At 63.4% G+C, this 18191-nt stretch carries 15 protein-coding genes, 1 pseudogene and 1 riboswitch; of the genes and pseudogenes, 10 read left to right on the top strand and 6 right to left on the bottom strand.

From position 1 onward, the window contains the following. The first annotated feature begins 11 nt into the window (after nucleotides 1-11). From AC07VU_RS08525 to hldE, 4 genes and pseudogenes are all read left to right on the top strand, one after another. Nucleotides 12-1184: an O-antigen ligase family protein gene (locus AC07VU_RS08525; RefSeq protein ID WP_277587720.1), complete on the top strand. Its 1173-nt coding sequence runs from the start codon at nucleotides 12-14 to the stop codon at nucleotides 1182-1184. A gap of 15 nt (nucleotides 1185-1199) precedes the next feature. Next, nucleotides 1200-3008, top strand: coding sequence for a lipid A export permease/ATP-binding protein MsbA (gene msbA, locus AC07VU_RS08520; protein WP_007922170.1), 1809 nt, complete (start codon nucleotides 1200-1202; stop codon nucleotides 3006-3008). A gap of 141 nt (nucleotides 3009-3149) precedes the next feature. Beyond that, nucleotides 3150-3323, top strand: a pseudogene (locus tag AC07VU_RS08515) (adenylyl-sulfate kinase); the annotation flags it as partial. Between the two features lie 102 nt (nucleotides 3324-3425). After that, a complete protein-coding gene (gene hldE, locus AC07VU_RS08510) occupies nucleotides 3426-4850 on the top strand; it encodes a bifunctional D-glycero-beta-D-manno-heptose-7-phosphate kinase/D-glycero-beta-D-manno-heptose 1-phosphate adenylyltransferase HldE (protein WP_277587721.1) in 1425 nt (474 codons plus the stop codon). 54 nt (nucleotides 4851-4904) lie between these two features. On the opposite strand, the gene AC07VU_RS08505 is transcribed toward hldE, so the two are convergent. The 4 genes from AC07VU_RS08505 to AC07VU_RS08490 all read right to left on the bottom strand — a co-directional run bounded on the left by AC07VU_RS08505 (nucleotide 4905) and on the right by AC07VU_RS08490 (nucleotide 8415). After that, on the bottom strand, nucleotides 4905-5876 hold the full coding sequence (locus AC07VU_RS08505) for a hypothetical protein (protein WP_007921453.1): 972 nt from the start codon (nucleotides 5874-5876) through the stop codon (nucleotides 4905-4907). A 41-nt stretch (nucleotides 5877-5917) separates the two neighbouring features. After that, nucleotides 5918-6730 (bottom strand): aldo/keto reductase, encoded by an 813-nt coding sequence (locus AC07VU_RS08500; RefSeq protein ID WP_495029728.1) that lies wholly within the window; start codon nucleotides 6728-6730, stop codon nucleotides 5918-5920. Beyond that, nucleotides 6727-7902, bottom strand: a complete 1176-nt coding sequence (locus AC07VU_RS08495) for an NAD(P)/FAD-dependent oxidoreductase (RefSeq protein WP_495029727.1) — start codon at nucleotides 7900-7902, stop codon at nucleotides 6727-6729. Before AC07VU_RS08495 ends, AC07VU_RS08500 begins: the two co-directional genes overlap by 4 nt. 180 nt (nucleotides 7903-8082) lie before the next feature. Next, nucleotides 8083-8415 carry a DMT family transporter gene (locus AC07VU_RS08490; protein ID WP_007921448.1) on the bottom strand — a complete coding sequence of 111 codons (333 nt, stop codon included), beginning with the start codon at nucleotides 8413-8415 and terminating at the stop codon, nucleotides 8083-8085. A gap of 109 nt (nucleotides 8416-8524) precedes the next feature. Between AC07VU_RS08490 and AC07VU_RS08485 the strand changes: the two genes are divergently transcribed. Then, a complete protein-coding gene (locus AC07VU_RS08485) occupies nucleotides 8525-9409 on the top strand; it encodes a LysR family transcriptional regulator (protein ID WP_162805206.1) in 885 nt (294 codons plus the stop codon). Between the two features lie 23 nt (nucleotides 9410-9432). Then, nucleotides 9433-10704, top strand: coding sequence for a lipid IV(A) 3-deoxy-D-manno-octulosonic acid transferase (waaA, locus tag AC07VU_RS08480; protein ID WP_495029726.1), 1272 nt, complete (start codon nucleotides 9433-9435; stop codon nucleotides 10702-10704). Nucleotides 10705-10828: 124 nt separating this feature from the next. Here waaA and AC07VU_RS08475 read toward each other — a convergent pair whose 3' ends face one another. Beyond that, nucleotides 10829-12268: a TolC family outer membrane protein gene (locus AC07VU_RS08475; RefSeq protein WP_009041884.1), complete on the bottom strand. Its 1440-nt coding sequence runs from the start codon at nucleotides 12266-12268 to the stop codon at nucleotides 10829-10831. A gap of 196 nt (nucleotides 12269-12464) precedes the next feature. After that, a riboswitch (TPP riboswitch) is annotated at nucleotides 12465-12569 on the top strand. Between the two features lie 175 nt (nucleotides 12570-12744). On the opposite strand from AC07VU_RS08475, the gene thiC reads away from it, so the two are divergent. Both thiC and cytX read left to right on the top strand, forming a co-directional pair. Then, the gene (gene thiC, locus AC07VU_RS08470; protein ID WP_087089871.1) at nucleotides 12745-14634 is read left to right on the top strand and encodes a phosphomethylpyrimidine synthase ThiC; all 1890 of its coding nucleotides are present in this window, start codon (nucleotides 12745-12747) and stop codon (nucleotides 14632-14634) included. A 174-nt stretch (nucleotides 14635-14808) separates the two neighbouring features. Beyond that, nucleotides 14809-16101 carry a putative hydroxymethylpyrimidine transporter CytX gene (cytX, locus tag AC07VU_RS08465; RefSeq protein ID WP_274305350.1) on the top strand — a complete coding sequence of 431 codons (1293 nt, stop codon included), beginning with the start codon at nucleotides 14809-14811 and terminating at the stop codon, nucleotides 16099-16101. Here the strand turns inward: cytX and AC07VU_RS08460 are convergent. Further along, entirely contained in the window at nucleotides 16070-16816 is a 747-nt protein-coding gene (locus AC07VU_RS08460; RefSeq protein WP_274305351.1) for an RsiV family protein, read from the bottom strand. The genes cytX and AC07VU_RS08460 overlap by 32 nt on opposite strands. Nucleotides 16817-17039: 223 nt before the next feature. On the opposite strand from AC07VU_RS08460, the gene AC07VU_RS08455 reads away from it, so the two are divergent. Together AC07VU_RS08455 and AC07VU_RS08450 are read left to right on the top strand one after the other, a co-directional pair. Next, entirely contained in the window at nucleotides 17040-17657 is a 618-nt protein-coding gene (locus AC07VU_RS08455) for an NUDIX domain-containing protein (RefSeq protein ID WP_274305352.1), read from the top strand. Further along, nucleotides 17648-18100, top strand: coding sequence for a DUF1249 domain-containing protein (locus AC07VU_RS08450; RefSeq protein WP_007921426.1), 453 nt, complete (start codon nucleotides 17648-17650; stop codon nucleotides 18098-18100). The genes AC07VU_RS08455 and AC07VU_RS08450 overlap by 10 nt, the downstream gene beginning before the upstream one ends. Nucleotides 18101-18191 lie beyond the last annotated feature (91 nt).

Raw genomic sequence — 18191 nt, 5'->3', positions numbered from 1 at the left:
GGAGCGAATAGATGCAGGCCACACGCTGGGCGCAAGTATGGATGACAGTTGGGTTGCTATGGTTTTTGCTGGCCATCGCACTGGCGCCCACCAACAAGCTCTACCAACAGGGGCTGGTGGCCTTCCTGTGGTTGCCGGCAATGATTCTGGCCTGGTCCGCGCGTGAGCGCCTGATCGAGTGGTGGCGTGCCCAGCGCTGGCTTGGCCTGGCATTGCTGGGGCTGGCGATATGGGGGCTGATCAGCCTGACATGGACGCACGCGGCGGACCCGTCGCGCGAGGCCAAGCGCTTGCTGTACATCGTAGTGTTCCTGCTGTTCTTCCCGGTTTTCGCCAATGCCCGGACTGAGCGGGTGATCCGCACCATGCAGTGGGGCGGGTTGGGGTTGGCGGTGACAGCACTGATGGCCATCATCCAGTTCTACTGGATCAACGGAAATGTCTGGTGGGCACGCCTTGTAGGGTTGGGGGAGCTGGCTCATCCGATCCTGGGTGGTTATGTCATCGGCCTGGCCGCGATCTGGCTGCTGCACTGGGTGCCGCGTACTCGCGGTCTTCAAGCCGTATGGCTGGTGGCTTTGGCGCTGCTTGGTGGGTTTGTCGTGCTGTGCCAGAGTCGCGGTGCTGCCCTGGCGCTATTCCTGACCGTGCTGGCGATGCCGATCTGGTGCCGTGACCGACTTAGCCGTATGTTCGCGGCGGCGGCATTGTTGCTGGCAATGTCGGCATTCTGGTTTCTCGAACCTTTGGTCCTGGCGCGTGGTGTTTCCTTTCGTCCGCAGATCCTGATGGCCAGTCTGCAGATGATCGCCGAACATCCATGGACAGGTCTCGGCCTGGGATCAGGTTATAGCGTGCATGCCGAAGGGCAGGTCTTCGATCACGCCCACAACCTGTTCAGCCACATTGCCATTGAATTGGGCATCCCCGGGCTGCTGCTCTGGGTCGTGGCCTGGTTTGCAGTGCTGCGCGAGGCCTGGCGCGCCCGGGAAACACTGTATGGCCGGGGCGTCATCGGGATCTGGCTGTTCTCCTTCCTGGCCATGCAGTTCGATGCCGCCAGCCTGACCGGAACCCCTCGCGCCGAATGGTTCATCAGTTGGCTGCCGATCGGTCTGGCCACTGTTTTGGTCTGGGCACGGGGCGGTCACACAGGCTGTGATAAAATCCCGCGTTCCTCCTAAACAGTGAGCTCGACGATGAGTGATGCACCGCTCAAAGCGGAACAGGATTCCAGCCTGAAAATCTATTTTCGGCTGTTGGGGTATGTAAAACCCTACATAGGCATTTTCCTGCTGAGTATCGTGGGCTTCGTGATATTTGCATCCACCCAGCCGATGCTGGCGGGCATTCTCAAATATTTCGTCGACGGCTTGAGCAATCCCGAAGCGGTGCTCTTCCCCAACGTTCCCTATCTGCGCGACTTGCAGCTATTGATGGCGGTGCCGCTGCTGATCATCCTGATCGCGGCGTGGCAGGGGCTCGGCTCTTTCCTCGGCAACTACTACCTGGCGAAGGTTTCCCTGGGGCTGGTGCATGACCTGCGGGTCGAGCTGTTCAACAAGCTGCTGGTCCTGCCGAACCGCTATTTCGATACCCATAACTCCGGGCATCTGATTTCCCGCATCACCTTCAACGTCACCATGGTCACCGGTGCCGCCACCGACGCCATCAAGGTGGTGATTCGCGAAGGCCTGACGGTAGTGTTCCTGTTCGTCTACCTGTTGTGGATGAACTGGAAGCTGACCCTGGTGATGCTGGCGATCCTGCCGTTGATTGCGATCATGGTTGGCAGCACCAGCAAGAAATTCCGCAAGCAGAGCAAGAAGATCCAGGTGGCGATGGGCGATGTGACCCATGTGGCCTCCGAGACCATTCAAGGCTATCGCGTGGTTCGCAGCTTCGGTGGCGAAAGCTACGAGCAGCAGCGTTTCGTCGACGCCAGCCAGAGCAACACCGACAAGCAGCTGCGCATGACCAAGACCGGTGCGGTCTACACGCCGATGTTGCAGTTGGTGATCTACTCCGCCATGGCGGTGTTGATGTTCCTGGTGCTGTTCCTGCGTGGCGATGCCACCGCGGGCGACCTGGTGGCCTACATCACCGCGGCGGGCCTGCTGCCCAAGCCGATTCGCCAGCTCTCGGAAGTCAGTTCGACCATCCAGAAAGGCGTGGCGGGCGCGGAAAGCATCTTTGAACAGCTGGACGTCGAGCCTGAAGTCGATCGGGGACAGATCGAGCGTGAGCGCATCGAGGGTCGCCTGGACGTGCGCAACCTGAGCTTCACCTATCCGGGCACTGACCGGGAAGTGCTGAAGGACATCAGCTTCTGCGCGGCTCCCGGGCAGATGATCGCGCTGGTCGGCCGCTCCGGCAGCGGCAAGTCGACCCTGGCCAGCCTGATTCCGCGCTTCTATCACCACGAAACGGGGCAGATTCTCCTCGATGACGTGGAGATCGAGGATTACCGCCTGCGCAACCTGCGCCGGCATGTGGCCCAGGTGACCCAGCATGTGACCCTGTTCAACGACAGCGTGGCCGCCAACATTGCCTATGGCGACCTGGCCGGGGCGCCGCGGGAAGACATCGAGAAGGCGGCAACGGATGCCTATGCCATGGACTTCATTTCGCAGTTGCCCGAAGGCCTGGACACCCAGGTCGGCGAGAACGGCGTGCTGCTCTCCGGCGGTCAGCGCCAGCGTCTGGCGATTGCCCGGGCCCTGTTGAAGAATGCGCCGTTGCTGATTCTCGACGAAGCCACCTCGGCCCTGGATACCGAGTCCGAGCGGCATATCCAGGCGGCCCTGGACAAGGTGATGAAGGGGCGTACTACCCTGGTGATCGCGCACCGCCTGTCGACCATCGAGAAGGCCGACCTGATTCTGGTCATGGATCAGGGGCGGATCGTCGAGCGCGGTACCCATGTCGACCTGCTGGCGCAGAACGGCTACTACTCGCGCCTGCATGCCATGGGCCTGGACGAGCCAGCTTCCGAAGGCATTGCCTGAGCCAACGCCCGGGTGGGCACTGCCCACCCTGGAACGGCCCCGGCGTGCAATGTGCCGGCGGTCTTTGTATCCCGCCCCTTACAGTCTTGACCAAGCCTAAGTAATCCAGCATTTCGTGCTTGTTATGGTTCCAGCCTCAATCGTCGACTGAATCGAGGTCTCTATCAGGCGGCGAGCGAAGGGCGTATCCGGGACTTCACCGGGCTCGACAGCCCCTATGAAGCGCCACTGGATCCTGACTGCGAGATCGATACCGAAACGGTTGGATTGGCCTGCGCGGCAGACCGGCTCATGGCGCTTTTGCTCAATAAATGAACAGTTTGGGGCGATCGCGAATACTCGTGCAGTGGTAGAACTAGGCAGCGTTCGCCCTGTGTTAATATCGCGCCCCTGTTCATTTTGTATGTGGGTTGCTCCATGAAGTTGTCCATGCCGCGATTCGATCAAGCCCCTGTCTTGGTGGTCGGCGATGTCATGCTCGACCGTTACTGGCATGGTGGTACCTCACGGATTTCCCCTGAGGCGCCGGTACCGGTAGTCAAGGTCGAGCAAATCGAGGACCGCCCGGGCGGTGCCGCGAACGTTGCCTTGAACATTGCCGCACTCGGCGCACCGGCCTCGCTGGTTGGCGTCACCGGCGACGACGAGGCTGCCGACAGTCTCTCCAACAGTCTTGAGGGGGCGGGCGTCCGCGCCTTGTTCCAACGTATTGCCCACCAGCCGACCATCGTCAAGCTGCGGGTCATGAGCCGGCACCAGCAACTGCTGCGTATCGATTTCGAAGAACCTTTCGCCACCGACGCCCTGGCGTTGGGCGCTGAAGTCGACCGGTTGCTGGACGGCATCAAGGTGCTGGTGTTGTCCGATTACGGCAAGGGAGCCCTGAGGAATCATCAGGCGCTGATCCAGGCCGCGCGCGCCCGTGGCATCCCGGTGCTGGCGGACCCGAAAGGCAAGGACTTTTCAATTTACCGCGGCGCCAGCCTGATCACCCCGAACCTCAGCGAGTTCGAAACCATAGTCGGCGGTTGCATCGACGAGCACGACCTGGTCAGCAAAGGCGCCGAGCTGATGCACGACCTGGAGCTGGGCGCCTTGCTGGTGACCCGTGGCGAACACGGCATGACCCTGCTGCGTCCCGATCACCCGGCGCTGCACTTGCCGGCCCGGGCCCGTGAAGTGTTCGATGTCACCGGTGCCGGCGATACGGTGATTTCCACCCTGGCGGCGGCAATCGCGGCGGGTGAAGAGCTGCCGCACGCGGTGGCCCTGGCTAACCTGGCCGCCGGCATCGTGGTCGGCAAGCTGGGTACCGCGGCCATCAGCGCACCGGAGCTGCGTCGCGCGATCCAGCGTGAAGAAGGTTCCGAGCGCGGTGTGCTGAGCCTCGACCAGCTGCTGCTGGCGATCGACGATGCGCGTGCGCACAAAGAGAAGATCGTCTTCACCAACGGCTGTTTTGACATCCTCCACGCCGGCCATGTGACCTACCTCGAGCAGGCGCGGGCCCAAGGCGATCGCCTGATCGTGGCGATCAACGACGATGCCTCGGTCAGCCGCCTGAAAGGGCCGGGCCGTCCGATCAACAGCGTCGACCGGCGTATGGCGGTACTGGCCGGCCTGGGCGCGGTGGATTGGGTCATCAGTTTCCCCGAGGGTACGCCGGAAAACCTGCTGGCCCAGGTCAAGCCGGACGTGCTGGTCAAAGGCGGGGATTACTCGGTCGACCAGGTGGTCGGCGCCGATATCGTCAAGGCTTATGGCGGTGTGGTGAAGGTGCTGGGCCTGGTGGAGAACAGTTCCACCACGGCCATAGTCGAGAAGATCCGCAAGACCGAATAAGGCTTGCCGCCTCACCGCCCACTCTCGCGAAAGCTGGAGTGGGCGGTGAAGCGCTCAACGTTGCCGGCTGGTCTTGGTCGGTACCATCTTGCGCAATATCTGCCGTGCCTTGCCGGTAAGACGCTGGAGTTTGGAGTCCTTCTCCGGCGCGCTCAATCCCTGCTGCTTCAGCCAGTCCTTCCAGCGAATCCGCTCGTCACGCACCAGCCAGCCTTGCTGCCGGGCGAAGCTTTCGGCCAGATACAGGCCGCGGGTGCTCGCCGGGTGCAACTGATCCTTCTTCAACGTATAGAGCTCGGCGCACGGCTGACCGTCCTTGAGTGGCATCAGGTACAGGTCCGGGCGCTTGCGATCCAGGCGAGCCACCAGCTGGTCGCCCTCCAGGCGTTCGTCGACATGGAACAGGCTCAGGGACTTGGCCTCTTTCGGCACGTCCAGGCGCAGGTCATAGATCAGCTGCAGTGAAGCGGTGGGCAGGTGCACATAGGCCCGCGGCCGTTCCAGCAACTGCAGGTTGGCGCAACGTACCGGGCGTGCCGCGCCTGATAGCGGCGTCAGGCGAAAGGGCAGGGCCTCGCGATAATGCAGGGCCGCCGAGTAGGGGGCGGGCAGCCAGGTGTCGTTGAAGCGCCCGCCGAGCCAGCCTTCCGGGGTTTCCAGCAGGCATTCTTCGGCGATTTCCTGGATGGCGGTATGCAGCGGCAGGTTCAGCTCATGGGCCGGGACGTAGCCGGAAATCAGCTTTAGCACCACGTCGCCGCGATCCTGCCGGCGCTGGCGCACCAACACCCAATAGTCGCGGTTCTGCCAATGCAGGGTCAGGCGTACCGAGACGCCGAGGTTGGCCAGCTCCAGGGCGAAGCGCTCGGCGTCGGCCACCGCAACCGGGCGCCGGCGCTGCAGGGTCTGCGCAAAGTTCAGCGGCATGCCGACGCTCTGGTAGCTGAGGCCTTCGGGCGTCGCTTCGACGAACAGCGGCAGGGTCTTGAAGTTGCTGGGGTTCTTTCTTATGAGCGTACGCGGCATGTCGGCTCCTTCTTGCGTCGGGGTCGGCCGCGTGGGCGGCATCAGTTCTTGCGCAACACCTGCGCGACAGTGGCGACATTATGGGCCAGGTGCAACGGATTGATGGTCCCGACAATAGCACTGGCGACGCCCGGTTGATCGAACAGCAGTTCGAAGCTGGCGCGTACCGGGTCGACACCGGGGCTCAGGCACACATGGCCGCTGGCCAGGGCTTTTTTCACCAGAATGCCCTTACCGTGGGCTGCGGCGTAATCGATGACGGCTCGCTCGTTCTGTTCGTTCAGATTGTAGGTGACCATGGCGCAGTCCCCTTGCTCCAGGGCCTTGAGGCCGCCCTCGACGGTTTTCCCGGAGAGGCCGAAGCCACGGATCTTGCCTTCCTGCTTGAGCTCGGCCAGCGTCTGGTACACCTCGCACTGCTCAAGGATGTGCAGGTCATCGCCGTCGGAATGCACCAGCACCAGGTCGATGAAGTCGGTTTCCAGGCGCTGCAGGCTGCGTTCCACCGACAAGCGGGTATGCGCGGCGCTGAAATCATGGCGCGACAGGCCGTTTTCGAACTCTTCGCCGACCTTGCTGACAATCACCCAGTCCTGGCGTTGCCCGCGCAGCAGCGGGCCCAGGCGCTCCTCGCTGCGGCCATAGGCTGGCGCGGTGTCGATCAGGTTGATGCCCAGGTCGCGGGTCAGCTTGAGCAGCATGCGGGCTTCGGCGTCATCCGGAATCTGGAAGCCGTTGGGGTACTTCACCCCTTGGTCGCGCCCGAGCTTCACGGTGCCCAGGCCCAGTGGGGAGACCAGCAGCCCGGTGCTGCCGAAGGGGCGATGCAGGTCGTGCAGGGTCGCTTGGCTCATGGCAGCAGTTGCTCCCACGCCGGTTGGGCGATGGCGGGTTTCGGCAGCGTCGGCAACGCAGTCGCGGGGCCCGGCTTGATACCGTCGCGCTCGAGGGCGGCGAACACCCGGTCGGCGAAGTCCGGGGCCAGGGCCAGCTTGGTCGGCCAGCCGACCAGCAGGCGGTCCTGTTCGGCGAGAAAGGCATTGTCCGGACGGGTCAGGCCCGACTGCGCGGGCTCGGCGCGGTCCACCCGCAGGGTGGCCCATTGCGCCTGGCTGAGATCGACCCATGGCAACAGGTTGCCGAGTTCTTTCTGGGCGGCGGCGATCTGCGCCGCCGGCTCGCGCGCCACGCCTTCGGCTTCGGCGATGTCGCCGCCGAGGTACCAGACCCACTGGCCGTCGGCCGCCGGGTGGGTGGTCACGGTGATCCGCGGCTTCGGCCCGCCGCCCAGGCAGTGGGCGTACAGCGGTTTCAGGCTCGGGCCCTTGACGATCACCATGTGCAACGGCCGGCGTTGCATGGCCGGCTGGCTCAGGCCGAGGCTGCTCAGCAACTCGGCATTGCCGGCGCCAGCGCTGAGCACGATGCGTTGCGCGCGGATTTCCCGCTCATCGACCCGCAGGCCCAGCAATTGTCCGTTTTCCAGCAGGGGTTCGATCTTCTGCCCGGCCAGCAGGCTATCGCCGCCCAGTTCGGCCAGGCGCCCGATCAGGCTCGGCACGTCCACCACCAGCTCGGCCAGGCGATACACCTTGCCCTTGAAGCGGCGGTCCTGCAGGGCCGGCGGCAACTGGTCGCCCTTGACCTGATCGACACGGCCACGCACAGCCTTGCTGGCGAAAAAGCTGGTGAGGTTGCCGGCCAGGGTGCCGGGGGACCACAGGTAATGGGCCTCGGACAGCAGGCGCACACCGGACAGGTCCAGCTCGCCGTTGCCGGCCAGGGCCTCGCGCCAGCGGCGCGGCATGTCGGCGATGGCTTCCGAGGCGCCGGTCAGGGCGCCGTGCAGGGCGTACTTGGTGCCGCCGTGAATGATTCCCTGAGACTTGACGCTTTGTCCGCCGCCGAGGCTGGCGCTCTCCACCAGCACGGTGGAAAAGCCCTGGCGACGCAGGCGGGCGTTCAGCCAGAGGCCGGCGACTCCGGCGCCGACAATCAGCACGTCGGTGGAAATAACGGATGGCATGCAGCGACCTCAGTGTTCAAGACTAGGGGCGCAGTATACAGGCTCGAGCCGCACAGGCTTTGTTGGCGATCAAACTGGCAGGGGCGCGCTTGGCGGAGCGCTTTGTGTAGCCGCTGCCGAAGGCTGCGATCGAGCGCGAAGCGGTCGCGCTCTTGAAGGGCCTGCGGCAGTGGTCATGGATCAGTGCCCGGCGGTCTTGGAAAACAGCTGGATCACCACCACGCCCAGGACGATCAGGGCCATGCCGAGCATTGCCGGGATATCCAGCTTCTGCCCGTAGAGGAACAGCGCGGCCACGCTGACCATGACAATGCCCATGCCGGCCCAGACCGCGTAAGCCACGCCCACCGGCACGGTGCGCACCACCAGGGTCAGCATCCAGAAGGCCACGCCGTAACCGACGATGATCAGCAGCAGCGGCAGTGGAGTGCTCAGGCCTTTGACCGCTTTCATCGAAACAGTGGCGATCACTTCGGCGCAGATGGCGATGGCCAGGTAGGTGTAAGCGTTCATGGGAGAGTCCTCGTGTTTGGGCTTGCTTGATGAGGTCGGCATTCTAGAGATTGTGCAGATGGGGTAAAGTCATTACCTATCTGTTTTGAAGATGGGTTGCCTTATGAATGTGCAGTGGAATCTGGAGCAGATGCGGCTGTTCGTCAGCGTCGCCGAGCAACGTTCGTTTTCCGCGGTGGCCCGTGACCAGCACAAGGCGCAATCGGCGGTCAGCAGCGCGATTGCGCTGCTCGAGGCCGATCTCGGCGTGCTCTTGTTCGAGCGCAGCAGCGGTCGTCAACCGAAACTCACCGAGGCGGGTCGTGCCTTGCTTGCAGAGGCGCGGGAAGTGCTGCGCCAATGCGAGCGCTTGAACGGGCGGGCGCTGGCGTTGATGCGGGGTGAGGAGGCGCGCTTGCGGCTGGCCCTGGACGAGGCGATGCCTTTCCAGCCGGTGCTCGATAGCCTTGAGGCGTTGTCCGAGCGTTTCCCCAGTCTTGAGGTTCAACTGGCCAGCAGCGCCCAGGGTGATGTGGCGCGCAAGCTGCTGGACCGTCGGGCCGACCTCGGTTTGCTGTTTCACCATGAACAGATGTCCGAGGCCCTTGAGCGACGGGCCCTGGGCAGCGTCGAGATGGTCACGGTGTGCGCGGTCGGGCACCCGTTGGCCGGCGAGAAACAGGTGGATCGCCAGCAACTGGGGCGGCATCGACAGTTGTTGATTTCCCCGCAGTTGAGCACTTACCCCAGTGGCGAGCAGGTCAGCCCGCAAGTCTGGCGCGCCGACAGCTTCTACGCGATGGCCGAGCTGCTGATGCGTGGCCTGGGCTGGGCCTGGCTGCCGCGGCACGTGGTGCAGTACCCGGCCTATCAGAACCAGATGGTCGAGTTGGCCAGCGAATGGACCCCGCCGGCACTGGTGGTGGAACTGGTCTGGCGCCGCGATGAACCCCTGGGGCCGGCGGCGCATTGGCTGGCGGAGCGTTTTGCCGTGCACTTGCGGGCGATTGGCTGAAAAAGCCGATAAACTCCGCCGCCATGAATAGAACTCTCTACACCGCGCTGTTTTACCTGGGGCTGCCATTGGTGGCGATTCGTCTGTGGCTGCGGGCGCGCAAGGCGCCGGCTTATGCCAGGCGGATTGGCGAACGTTTTTCCTGGGGGCTGCCGGCAATGCAGCCGGGCGGGATCTGGGTGCACGCGGTGTCGGTAGGCGAGAGCATTGCCGCCGCGCCGATGATCCGTGCCTTGCTGGCGCGTTATCCACAGATGCCGATCACGGTCACCTGCATGACCCCCACGGGCTCCGAACGTATCCAGGCGCTGTTCGCCAACGAGCCGCGCATTCAGCACTGCTACCTGCCTTACGACCTGCCTTGCGCCGCCGCGCGTTTTCTCGATCGGGTCCGGCCGAAGCTGGCGGTGATCATGGAAACCGAGCTGTGGCCCAATCACATTCACCAGTGCGCCAAGCGCGGGATTCCGGTAGCGCTGGCCAATGGGCGGCTGTCGGAGCGGTCGGCCCGGGGTTATGGGCGCTTTGCCAGGCTGACCGCACCGATGCTCGCTGAAATGAGCCTGTTCGCGGTGCAGACCGAGGCCGAGGCCGAGCGTTTTCGTCAACTGGGCGCGCGCCCGGAAACAGTCGAGGTGACGGGCTCGATCAAGTTCGACCTGAGCATCGACCCGCAACTGCTGGTGCGCGCCAGCGAGCTGCGCGAGCAATGGCAAGCCGGCGAACGCCCGGTGTGGATCGCCGCCAGTACCCATGAAGGCGAAGACGCCGTGGTGCTGGCTGCTCATCGCCAACTGCTGGCCAGCCACCCGGATGCCTTGCTGATCCTGGTGCCGCGTCATCCGGAGCGTTTCAATCCGGTGTTCGAGCTGTGCCGGCAGCAGGGCTTTGAGACTATTCGCCGCTCGAGCGCCGAGCCGGTCAGCGCCAGCACCTCGGTGCTGCTGGGCGACACCATGGGCGAGTTGCTGTTTCTCTATGCCCTGGCGGACAGCGCCTTTGTCGGCGGTAGCCTGGTACCCAATGGCGGGCACAATCTGCTGGAGCCGGCGGCCCTTTCCAAGCCGGTGCTGAGCGGGCCGCACCTGTTCAACTTCCTGGAGATCGCGACAATGCTGCGCGAGGCAGGCGCCCTGCAGGAAGTGGATGATGCTCATGGCCTGGCGGTGGCGGTGCAGCGCCTGTTCGAGTTGCCCCGGGATGCGCAGAAGATGGCCGATGCCGGACTGCGGGTGATGCGCAGCAACCAGGGCGCCCTGCAGCGCCTGCTCGACGGGTTGGATCGCTTGCTGTAGCCGCTGCCGCAGGCTGCGATCGATCGGAACAGTCGTAAAAAAGGCCACCGCCATTCAATTGAATCGCGGTGGCCTTTTTGCGTGTCCTGCGGACAGGATCACAGCCTGCGGCAGCGGCTACAGGTTACTGCCCCGGCCGGGCCTTGAGCTGTTCCGCCGCGGCCTTGGCCAGGTCCGGCGGCAGGAAGTCGCGGTCCGGGTTGTAGTCGGCTTTCAGGTAGCGCGACAGGTCCTGCAAGTCACCCGGATTGAGGGTGCCGGCGGCTTGCTTGAGGCGCAGGTTGTCGAGGATGTAGTCGTAGCGGCTGTTGTTGTAGTTGCGCACCGAGGTGTACAGCTGGCGCTGGGCGTCGAGTACGTCGACGATATTGCGCGTACCGACCTGGTAGCCGATTTCCGTGGCTTCCACAGCGCTCTGGTTGGAGATGATCGACTGGCGCCGGGCCTGGACCTGCTCGACATCGGTGTTCACCGCGCGGTGCAGGTTGCGGGTGTTTTCCACCACCTGGCGCCGCAGGGCTTCACGGCGCTGCTCGCTCTGGGTCAGGCGCGAGTAGGACTCGCGGACCTGGGAGCTGGTCAGGCCGCCGCTGTAGATCGGAATGCTCAGTTGCAGGCCGATGCTGCGTTGTTCGACGTCACTGCCGTAACGCTGGCCCAGTGGTGCCGGGTTGCTGAAGCCGAGGGCGTCGTTGTCGCCTTTTTTGTATTGCGCCACGGCGTCGAGGGTCGGGGCGTGGCCGGCCTTGCGCTGCTTGAGGGTTTCCTCGGCGGCGCTGACTGCGTAGTTGCTGGCCAGCAGGTTGAGGTTCTGCTTGGCCGCGGTATCGACCCAGGCCTTGGCATCATTCGGGGCCGGCGCCAGCACCGGCAGGCTGTGGACGATGCCCTGGATCGCGTTGTACTGACGGTTGGTCAGGGTGATCAGGGCTTCGAAGGCGTCATCGACCTGGCGCTGGGCGAGGATCCGGTTGGCCCGCGCGGTGTCGTAGCTGGCCTGGGATTGCAGGACGTCGGTCTTGTCCGACAGGCCGACGTCGAAGCGTTCGTTGGACTGGTCGAGCTGACGCTTGAAGGCGGCCTCTTCGGCCTTGGTCGAGGCCAGGTTGTCCTGGGCGCGCAGCACTGAGAAATAGCTCTCGGCGCTTTGCAGGATCAGGTTCTGCTCGGTAGCCGAGAGTTCCAGCGCGGCTTGTTCGTTGACGTCCTTGGCCGCCTGCAGCTGGAACCAGCGGTCGGCACGGAAAATCGGCTGGGCCAGGGTCGCCTGGTACACGGTGCCGCTGCGGGTGGCGGTCATCGACGGTTCGTCGAACTTGGTCCGGGTGTTGTTCAGGTCGGCACCGGCCGAGAGGTTGGGCAGCAAACCGGCGCGCGCCTGTGGCACCACTTCTTTGCGTGCGTCGTAATCGGCGCGGGCGGCGGCGAGGTCGGCGTTGTTGTCCACCGCCTCCTGGTAGACGCTGACCAGGTCGGTTTTGGTGGTCAGGGGCGCTTCTGCTGCCCAGGCCATTCCATTGGACGCACAAGACACGGCGATGGCCAGTGAGAGTTTGCGCAGCATTCGGCGATCCCTAGAGTTGATATTACGAGGATAATTCTGGCGCCAAGGCTAAGTCTCGGCCTGTGCAGCGTCAAGGTTCGACGCAACCCATCGAGTGTAGATGCGCCTGCGAAGGGCAACAATCCTGCATTTACGCCATTCATCATGCTGTTTGCCGTGGGGTTGGCGTTCTGCACTGGCTTTGTCTAGACTGGCCGGGTTCTTGTCGGGGTGCCTTGCTATGAGGCTGAGATCGGATAATCCGGATCCCGTTGAACCTGATCAGGTTAGCGCCTGCGTAGGGAACAAGATTTCTCGTCACCCGGCGAGTCCTCTTGTGCTTCGTCCGGGATGTTGTTCGACAATCGAACACCCCTCGAGCACCAAGCACTGCACCAGCTGGTTTTCGCCTCTGGCTCCAGCCATGGTTGCGTCCGTTCGTTACAGGTTCGCTCCGACAAAAATCCACTGCCTGGATGCTGTCTGGAGAGCCCGTGATGACTACAAAATTAAAAAACGCTACCCACCTTAGCGAATCGGCCAAGGTCGATGAGCAGTCGGTTCAGCCCTTTACCCGCTCGCAAAAGATCTATGTCCAGGGTTCGCGCCCGGACATTCGCGTGCCGATGCGCGAAATTAGCCTCGACGTGACCCCCACCGACTTCGGCGGCGAGATCAACGCGCCGGTCACCGTCTATGACACCTCCGGCCCTTACACCGACCCCAATGTGGTGATCGACGTGCGCAAAGGTCTGGGCGATGTGCGCTCGGCCTGGATCGACGACCGTGGCGACACCGAGCGCCTGCCGGGCCTGAGTTCCAACTTCGGCCAGGAACGCCTCGCCGATCCCGAGCTGACCAAGCTGCGCTTCGCCCACGTCAACAACCCGCGCCGGGCCAAGGCCGGGGCCAACGTCAGCCAGATGCACTACGCGCGCAAGGGCATCATCACCGCCGAGATGGAATACGTCGCCATCCGCGAAAACATGAAGCTGCAAGAGGCTCGCGCTGCGGGTCTGCTCGATCAACAGCACGCCGGCCACAGCTTCGGCGCCAGCATCCCGAAAGAAATCACCCCCGAGTTCGTCCGTGAGGAAATCGCCCGCGGTCGCGCGATCATTCCGGCCAACATCAACCACGTCGAACTGGAACCGATGATCATCGGCCGCAACTTCCTGGTGAAGATCAACGGCAACATCGGCAACAGCGCCCTGGGTTCGTCCATCGAAGAAGAAGTGGCGAAGCTCACCTGGGGCATCCGCTGGGGTTCGGACACCGTCATGGACCTGTCCACCGGCAAGCACATCCACGAAACCCGCGAGTGGATCATCCGCAACTCGCCGGTGCCGATCGGTACCGTGCCGATCTACCAGGCGCTGGAGAAGGTCAACGGCGTGGCCGAAGACCTGACCTGGGAGCTGTTTCGCGACACCTTGATCGAGCAGGCGGAGCAGGGCGTCGACTACTTCACCATCCACGCCGGCGTGCTGCTGCGCTATGTGCCGCTGACCGCCAAGCGCGTGACCGGCATCGTCTCCCGCGGCGGTTCGATCATGGCCAAGTGGTGCCTGGCGCATCACAAGGAAAACTTCCTCTACACCCACTTCGACGAAATCTGCGAAATCATGAAGGCCTACGACGTCAGCTTCTCGCTGGGCGACGGCCTGCGTCCTGGCTCGATCGCCGACGCCAACGACGAAGCGCAGTTCGGCGAGCTGGAAACCCTCGGCGAGCTGACCAAGATCGCCTGGAAGCATGACGTGCAGTGCATGATCGAAGGCCCCGGCCACGTGCCGATGCAACTGATCAAAGAGAACATGGACAAGCAGCTGGAGTGCTGCGACGAGGCACCGTTCTACACCCTCGGCCCGCTGACCACCGACATCGCCCCGGGCTACGACCACATCACCTCCGGTATCGGCGCGGCGATGATCGGCTGGTTCGGCTGCGCCATGCTCTGTTACGTGACGCCGAAGGAACACCTGGGCCTGCCGAACAAGGATGACGTGAAGACCGGGATCATCACCTACAAGATCGCCGCGCATGCTGCGGATCTCGCGAAAGGCCACCCGGGCGCGCAGATCCGTGACAACGCGCTGTCCAAGGCGCGTTTCGAATTCCGTTGGGAAGACCAGTTCAACCTCGGCCTCGACCCGGACACCGCGCGCGCCTACCACGACGAGACCCTGCCCAAGGATTCGGCCAAGGTCGCGCACTTCTGCTCCATGTGCGGGCCGAAGTTCTGCTCGATGAAAATCACCCAGGAGGTCCGTGAGTACGCGGCCAACCAGCGCATCGAAGCGGTGGACGTGGATGTCGCCAAGGGACTGGCGGAGCAGGCCGAGCGCTTCAAGCAGGAAGGTAGCCAGCTGTACAAGAAGGTTTGATCCTGCGTTGGTGATCGCTTCGCCAGAAGCGATCACTCATCACCCGTAGGAGCGAGCGGGCGGTGATCCGACTTGCCCGCGATTGCATTGTGACTGACACGACGCTATCGCGGGCAAGCCTCGCTCCTACAGGGTGTGGATAGTTTCCCAACCCTGTCCCTTCGAGATGCACCCTTGAATACATCCAGAAGCACCTACTCTCCCGATCTCGCGGTCCCCGCCGACAGGCGCGTATTCGGCGCGCGCGATCTGTTTTCCCTGTGGTTTTCCCTCGGCATCGGCCTGATGGTGTTGCAGACCGGCGCGCTGCTGGCGCCAGGCCTGGGCCTGTCCGGTGCCTTGCTGGCGATCTTTCTCGGTACGGCGGTCGGCGTCTTGCTGCTCGCGGCAGTCGGGGTGATCGGCAGCGATACTGGCCTGTCGTCCATGGCGGCGCTCAAGCTCAGCCTCGGTACGTACGGCGCGAGCCTGCCGGCGTTGCTCAACCTGTTGCAACTGGTGGGCTGGGGCTCGTTCGAGATCATCGTCATGCGCGATGCCGCCAGCCTGTTGGGTACTCGTGCGTTCAGCGAGGGCAGCCTGCTGGCCAGTCCTTTGCTCTGGACCCTGTTTTTCGGCGCGCTGGCGACTTTGCTCGCGGTCAGCGGGCCGCTGGCCTTCGTGCGCCAGATCCTACGCAAGTGGGGCATCTGGCTGCTGTTGGCGGCCTGCCTGTGGCTGACCTGGAACCTGTTCGCCAAGGCCGATCTTGCCGCGCTCTGGGCCCGGGCCGGCGACGGCTCCATGCCGCTCGGCGTGGGCTTCGATATCGCGATCGCCATGCCGCTGTCGTGGCTGCCGCTGATCGCCGACTACTCAAGGTTCGGCAAGCGTGCGCGCAATGTCTTTGGCGGTACGGCGCTGGGCTTCTTTATTGGCAATCTGTGGCTGATGAGCCTGGGCGTGGCCTACACCCTGGCCTTTGCGCCGAGTGGCGAAGTCAATGCTCTATTGTTGGCCCTGGCTGGCGCGGGCCTGGGGATTCCGCTGTTGCTGATCCTGCTGGACGAGTCGGAAAATGCCTTTGCCGATATCCATTCGGCCGCGGTCTCCAGCGGCATTCTGTTGCGTCTGAAAGTCGAGCACCTGGCTTTGGCCATTGGCGTGCTCTGCACTCTGATCGCCTGCCTGGCGCCGTTGGCTCAGTATCAGAACTTCCTGCTGCTGATCGGCTCGGTGTTCGCACCGCTGTTCGGCGTGGTGCTGGTGGATCACTTCATCCTGCGCAAGCGCAGTGCACAGGAACTGTCCGAGGGGTGGCGCTGGCCGGCGTTGCTGGCCTGGCTGGGCGGGGTCAGCACCTATCACCTGCTGGCCAACTTCTATCCGGATGTTGGCGCAACCCTGCCGTCACTGGTGCTGGCAGGGCTGCTGCAGGGGCTGCTGGGATGGGCCTTCAGCCACGGCCAGGAAACAGCTCGGGCTTGAGAATGCCGTTCAGGCGGTTGTAAGGGATCTTCAGTTCGATGTGGCCCAGCGCGTAAGGCGCGATCACCGACACGTTGTACTTGAGGATCACGCCGCCGTAGGTCAACGCCACGTTCGGGGTTTTCTGGAACGGCCAGCTCTTGATGAACTCCGGCTCCTGGTCCAGCTTGGTGCTGATCAGCCAGCTGTTGTGAGCCACCTGGGCGGCTTTCCAGAACGCGGCTTCCTGGCCCGGGCGCAGCATGTCGGACAGGGTCAGTTCCTTGTGCAGCTCGCGCGAGTAGTTGATGAAACCACGACCGGGCGTGCCGTGGGCGCCGCCGGTATCCAGGTAGCTGGCCAGTTCGATGATCACCAGGCCGTCATGCTGTTCGCGTACCTTGGCTTGCAGGTACATGCTGTTGCGGCTGTCGGCCTCGCGCAGGAACTTCTCCCGATAGGCGCTCAGCGTCGCTGGCACGGCCTGGTCCGCGGTGGTGCGGGTCATCTGCAGCAGGCGCTTTTCAATCAGCGCATCCAGCTGCGGCTCGTCGGCGAAGTGCACGGTGTCGATGTTCACCAGCGGGCAATCCTGATTGCTGCAGCCGGGCTTGATCTGTTCCGACTTGTCGCTGGTGCTTTGCAGGGGCTTTTGATTGCTGGGTTGGAACAGGCTTTGGCAGGCGCCCAGGGTCAGGGCTAGGCAAGCCACGGAGGCGATTTTAAGAAGCGACATGTGCGTCCTTGATAAACCAGAGGTAGGCAAAAGTTACCGGCTTCGACTGCCTGCGGGGCAATCAGTTCGCCACTAAGCTCAATAGAGGCAATTAGATTAGGTTTGCCCCCTTGCCGTCTATCCCGCTGATGGCAAAGGGGCTGCATCATCGGTCAGCAGCGCGTTAGGATGGCGCGATGTCGAGGGGGAGCCTCGGATCGAATTGCAGGAAACGAGGATTGCTATGACGGACTTTGCCAACACCACGCCGACCACTGTCGAAATCGTTCGGCGCGAGAAATGCTTCCAGGGTTTTTATCAGCTCGACCGTGTGCACCTGCGCCACGAGCTGTTCGCCGGTGGCATGGGGCGCGAGATCAGTCGTGAAATCTTTGTCCGGCATGATGCTGTCTGCGTGCTGCCATACGATCCGCAACGTGATGAAGTGGTGTTGATCGAGCAGTTTCGCGCCGGCGCCATGGGGAAAACCGCGAACCCCTGGTTGATCGAGCTGGTCGCCGGTCTGATCGACAAGGACGAGCAGCCGGAAGAAGTTGCTCACCGCGAGGCGCAGGAGGAAGCTGGACTGACATTCTCCGCGCTGTGGCCGATGATCCAGTATTTCCCGTCGCCGGGGGGCAGTACCGAGTTCGTGCATCTGTACCTGGGGCGCTGCGACAGCAGCGGTGCCGGTGGCCTGCACGGATTGGAGGAAGAGGCGGAGGATATCCGTGTGTCGGTCTGGGCTTTCGAAGACGCACTGCAGGCGGTAAGGGATGGGCGGATTTCCAACGCGGCGAGCATTATTGCCTTGCAATGGCTGGCTTTGAACCGCGTTGAAGTGAGGGGGTTATGGTCGTAAACAAAGTGCGCGATCGCTATCGGGTCGATCTCGTGGGGCTGCAAGCGTCCTGCGAGGCGAACTATGCCCGGCTGATGCGCCTGTTGCCCGACATGCGCAACCAGCCGGTGGCGCGGCGGATCGCGGTGACCCAGGGCGACCAGATGCTGGGCGTGCTGGCGCTGGAGGTGCTGCTGGCCTGCCCCTATACCACCACCCTGCAGGTGCGTCAGGAGCACAGCCTGCCCTGGCTGCCGGTGCCGCAGCTGGAGGTCCAGGTCTACCACGACGCGCGCATGGCCGAGGTCATCAGTGCCGAGCACGCTCGGCGCTTTCGTGGCATCTATCCGTATCCGAATGCCTTCATGCACCAGCCGGACGAGAAGGCCCAGCTCAATGTGTTTCTCGGTGAATGGCTGAGCCACTGCCTGGCTTGCGGTCATGAGTTCGAGGCCGTGCGGTAGATGTGAACTGCGTCCGGTTCGCCGGTTTCCTCTTTTGAATTTCCCCCAGCATAATTGCCCCCATTCCTCACTTCCCGTGACACGCCCTGGG

Source organism: Pseudomonas sp. GW821-FHT02B10 (genome assembly GCF_059421865.1).
This window is presented reverse-complemented; position numbering and strand designations above follow the sequence as displayed.

What these genes read in the sequence shown, in the direction of transcription:
- AC07VU_RS08490 (WP_007921448.1), bottom strand. Translation starts at nt 8,415, where the DNA reads ATGAACGCTTACACCTACCTGGCCATCGCCATCTGCGCCGAAGTGATC.
- AC07VU_RS08525 (WP_277587720.1), top strand. Translation starts at nt 12, where the DNA reads ATGCAGGCCACACGCTGGGCGCAAGTATGGATGACAGTTGGGTTGCTA.
- AC07VU_RS08475 (WP_009041884.1), bottom strand. Translation starts at nt 12,268, where the DNA reads ATGCTGCGCAAACTCTCACTGGCCATCGCCGTGTCTTGTGCGTCCAAT.
- waaA (WP_495029726.1), top strand. Translation starts at nt 9,433, where the DNA reads ATGAATAGAACTCTCTACACCGCGCTGTTTTACCTGGGGCTGCCATTG.
- AC07VU_RS08500 (WP_495029728.1), bottom strand. Translation starts at nt 6,730, where the DNA reads ATGAGCCAAGCGACCCTGCACGACCTGCATCGCCCCTTCGGCAGCACC.
- AC07VU_RS08505 (WP_007921453.1), bottom strand. Translation starts at nt 5,876, where the DNA reads ATGCCGCGTACGCTCATAAGAAAGAACCCCAGCAACTTCAAGACCCTG.
- thiC (WP_087089871.1), top strand. Translation starts at nt 12,745, where the DNA reads ATGACTACAAAATTAAAAAACGCTACCCACCTTAGCGAATCGGCCAAG.
- AC07VU_RS08455 (WP_274305352.1), top strand. Translation starts at nt 17,040, where the DNA reads ATGACGGACTTTGCCAACACCACGCCGACCACTGTCGAAATCGTTCGG.
- AC07VU_RS08450 (WP_007921426.1), top strand. Translation starts at nt 17,648, where the DNA reads ATGGTCGTAAACAAAGTGCGCGATCGCTATCGGGTCGATCTCGTGGGG.
- AC07VU_RS08460 (WP_274305351.1), bottom strand. Translation starts at nt 16,816, where the DNA reads ATGTCGCTTCTTAAAATCGCCTCCGTGGCTTGCCTAGCCCTGACCCTG.
- hldE (WP_277587721.1), top strand. Translation starts at nt 3,426, where the DNA reads ATGAAGTTGTCCATGCCGCGATTCGATCAAGCCCCTGTCTTGGTGGTC.
- msbA (WP_007922170.1), top strand. Translation starts at nt 1,200, where the DNA reads ATGAGTGATGCACCGCTCAAAGCGGAACAGGATTCCAGCCTGAAAATC.
- AC07VU_RS08495 (WP_495029727.1), bottom strand. Translation starts at nt 7,902, where the DNA reads ATGCCATCCGTTATTTCCACCGACGTGCTGATTGTCGGCGCCGGAGTC.